The sequence below is a fragment of the Streptomyces sp. BRA346 genome, assembly GCF_052851135.1.
Genome location: NZ_JAIWIH010000127.1, coordinates 1 through 3,119 on the forward strand (window position 1 = coordinate 1; position 3,119 = coordinate 3,119).

Consider the following 3,119-nt stretch of genomic DNA (forward strand, 5'->3'; position numbering starts at 1 on the left):
GTAAGACCAAGCGGCTGCGGGTCTCGCACGCCTTCCACTCGCCGCGTATGGAGCCGATGCTCGCCGAGTTCCGTTCCGTGGCCGAGGGGCTGACGTACGGGGTGCCGGAGATCCCCGTCGTCTCCAACGTGACCGGGGCGCTGGCCTCGGGCGATGAGCTGGGCTCGGCGGAGTACTGGGTGCGGCATGTGCGGGAAGCCGTGCGGTTCGCCGATGGCGTGCGGGCCCTGGGCGCCCAGGGTGTGTCGGTGTGCGTCGAGGTCGGTCCGGGCGGTGCGCTGAGCGCGATGGGCGCCGAAACCCTGCCCGAGGCGGCGTTCGTGCCCGTGTTGCGGGCGGACCGCGACGAGGAGCAGGCGTTCGTCGAGGGCGTGGCCCGGGCGTGGGCTCAGGGCGCGTCGGCGGACTGGACGCAGGTGTTCGAGGGGACGGGTGCGTCCCGCGTGGACCTGCCCACGTACGCCTTCCAGCGCGAGCGGTACTGGCTGGACGTGCCCGCGGACGCGGCGGGCCCCGGGGTCGCCGCCGGGCTGGGGCTCGGTTCGGCGGAGCATCCGCTGCTGGGCGCGGCGGTGGAGCTGGCGGGCGCGGACGGGCTGCTGCTGACGGGTCGGCTGTCGCTGCGTACGCATCCGTGGCTGGCCGACCACGTGGTGGCGGGCGCGGTGCTCCTGCCCGGGACGGCGTTCGTCGAGCTTGCGGTGCGCGCCGGTGACCAGGTCGGTTGCGACGCGGTGGAGGAGCTGACGCTTCAGGCCCCGCTGGTGATGCCGGAGAGCGGTGGTGTGCTGCTCCAACTGGTGGTGGACGAGCCGGATGAGACGGGGCGGCGCTCGCTGACCGTGTACTCCCGGCCGGAGGACACGTCGTCGGACGAGGCGTGGACCTGCCACGCCATGGGTGTGCTGGGCACGGGCGGCCCCCGGCCGACGGCCGATGAGCTGGCGGTGTGGCCGCCGGTGGACGCGGAGCCGGTGGCTTCGGGGGACATGTACGCGGACCTGGTGGCCGCCGGCTACGGCTACGGGCCGGTGTTCCAGGGCGTGCGGGCGGTGTGGCGGCGTGGCGAGGAGGTGTTCGCCGAGGTCGCGCTGGACGAGGAGCAGCAGGAGGAGGCGGCGCGCTTCGGCGTGCATCCGGCGCTGCTGGACGCGGCGCTGCACAGCGTGAAGTTCGGCGACCTCTTCCCCGACGACCGCGCCCGGCTGCCGTTCGCGTGGCGCGGGGTGTCGCTGCACGCGGCGGGTGCCGGTGCGCTGCGGGTGCGGCTGGCTCCGGCCGGTACGGACGCGGTCTCGGCGCTGGTCGCGGACAGCGCCGGGCAGCCCGTCGCGACCATCGAGTCCCTGGTCATGCGGGAAGTGGAGCCCGACCAGATCGCCAACACGGCCGGGCGGGACGACGAGCTGTTCCGCGTCGAGTGGGCGGCGGTTCCGCCGACATCGCTGGACGACGTCGAGCGTTCCATCGACTGGGCGGTGATCGGCCCGGACTCCGTACGACTCTCCGAGGCAGAGGCGTACCCGGATCTGGCCGCGCTGGGTGACGCGGTGGCGGCCGGGGCCGTGCTGCCGGGCGCCGTCGTGGTGCCCGTACCGGCGCCGGAGGGGCGCGAGGTGGCCGAGGCGGCCCGGGCGGGCGGCCGCCGGGCGCTGGAGGTCGTGCAGGCGTGGCTGGCGGATGAGCGGTTCGCGTCGGCCGGGTCGCGGTTGGTGCTGGTGACGTCGGGCGCGGTGGCGGCCGGGGCCGGGGAGACGGTGCGGGACCTGGCGGCGGCCCCGGTGTGGGGGCTGCTGCGGTCGGCGCAGACGGAGAACCCCGGCCGGTTCGTGCTGGTGGACACCGACGGCGTGCGCGCCTCGTGGGAGGCGCTGCCGGGCGCGCTGGCGTGGGCCGTGGGGCAGGACGAACCGCAGCTGGCGCTGCGCGCGGGCGAGGTGCGCGTACCGAGCCTGGCCCGGGTGTCCAGCGGCGACGGCGCGCTGACCCCGCCCGCCGGGGTGTCCGCCTGGCGACTGGAGATCGAGAACACGGGCTCGTTCGCCCATCTGGAGCTGCTGGAGTGCCCCGAGGCCGAACAGCCGCTGGCCGCAGGTCAGGTGCGGGTTCAGGTCCGGGCGGCCGGGATGAACTTCAAGGATGTGGTGCTGGCCCTGGGCGTGGTGGAGGGCAAGGCCACGATGGGCCACGAGGCCGCGGGCGTGGTGATCGAGGTCGGTGCGGGCGTGACCGACCTGGCCCCCGGAGACCGCGTGATGGGCCTCTTCTCCGGCGCGTTCGGCCCGGTCGCCGTCACCGACCGGCGGATGCTGGCGCCGATGCCCGCGGGCTGGTCCTTCGTACGGGCGGCCTCCGTGCCCGTCGTCTTCCTGACCGCGTACTACGGCCTCCGCCACCTGGCCGGACTGCGGTCCGGCGAATCGGTCCTGGTCCACAGCGCCGCCGGCGGAGTCGGCATGGCGGCCGTACAACTCGCCCGCCACTGGGGCGCGGACGTCTTCGGCACGGCCAGTGAGGGCAAGTGGGACGCGCTGCGCGCCTCCGGCCTCGACGACGCGCGCATCGCCTCCTCCCGCACGCTCGACTTCGAGGACCGCTTCCGCGCCGCGACCGACGGCCGTGGCATGGACGTGGTCCTGGACGCCCTCGCGGGTGATTTCGTGGACGCCTCGCTCCGTCTGCTGCCGCGCGGCGGCCGCTTCCTGGAGATGGGCAAGACCGACCAGCGCGACCCGGCCGAGGTCGCCGCGGCCCACCCGGGCGTCGTCTACCAGGCGTTCGACCTGGCCGAAGCCGGGCTGGACCGTACCCAGGAGATGCTGCTCGAACTGCTGGAGCTGTTCGAGCAGGGCGTGCTCACCCCGCTGCCCGCCACGACCTGGGACGTACGGCGCGCACCCGAGGCGTTCCGCTACCTGAGCCAGGCCCGGCACATCGGCAAGGTGCTGCTCACCATCCCCGCCCCGCTGGCCGGAACGGGAACGGGCACCACCCTGGTGACCGGCGCCACCGGGACCCTCGGTGGTCTGGTGGCGCGGCATCTGGTGGTGGAGCACGGTGTGCGGGACTTGCTGCTGGTGAGCCGTCGTGGCCCGGACGCGGAGGGCGCGTCGGAGTTG

1 protein-coding gene is annotated in these 3,119 nt (G+C 74.7%); it reads left to right on the forward strand.

Features of this window, described 5'->3' with window-relative positions; genetic code table 11:
• A partial coding sequence (locus LCH29_RS43665; RefSeq protein WP_446467238.1) for a polyketide synthase dehydratase domain-containing protein occupies positions 1–3,119 on the forward strand: 3,119 nt, incomplete at both ends.